1 protein-coding gene and 1 pseudogene are annotated in these 461 nt (G+C 59.4%); both read right to left on the bottom strand.

Features of this window, described 5'->3' with window-relative positions:
* Positions 1-130, bottom strand: a 130-nt coding sequence (locus AWU74_RS10990) for a YicC/YloC family endoribonuclease (protein WP_306701116.1), incomplete at its 3' end; no start/stop codon positions are given.
* Positions 127-461: pseudogene (locus tag AWU74_RS12240) on the bottom strand (UDP-N-acetylmuramate--L-alanine ligase); the annotation flags it as partial. The gene AWU74_RS10990 and the pseudogene AWU74_RS12240, both read right to left, overlap by 4 nt.

The following is a 461-nucleotide window of genomic DNA, read 5'->3' as shown; positions in this document are numbered from 1 at the left end:
GGTTTTCGAGCCGACCCAGATACGGCGGCAGGCTGACGGATATGTCGCAGTATTTTGCGTTGTACGACTTTATCTCCACCGAAAACCCGCTCTCGGGGCGCAGTTCCTCGCCGTATGCGTAACCGGTCATGCTTTGCATAGTGCCTCCTCCCGTTGCGCAAAATGCGCATAGAGCCTCGCGCCGAGCTTCCAGTTGTCGCCCGCGCCTATAGTTATGAATAGCACGGGCTGATCGGTTTCGAGCAGGGAACGGGCAAAATCGAACGCGCCGTCAGCCTGCGCAAAGTAATGCGCGTCTCGGTGGCGCTTCTTCGCCTCCTCGTACAGCGTCTCGCCGATGAAGCCTGAATCGCGGCGCTCTTCCCGCGCGGACGCGTAAATGTCGTGCAGGATGACGGTGTCCGCGTTCCCGAATGCCGAAGCGAACTCGCCGAGCAGCGCTTGCGTCCGAGAATAAGTAT

This window comes from Treponema endosymbiont of Eucomonympha sp. (genome assembly GCF_001028545.1).
This window is presented reverse-complemented; position numbering and strand designations above follow the sequence as displayed.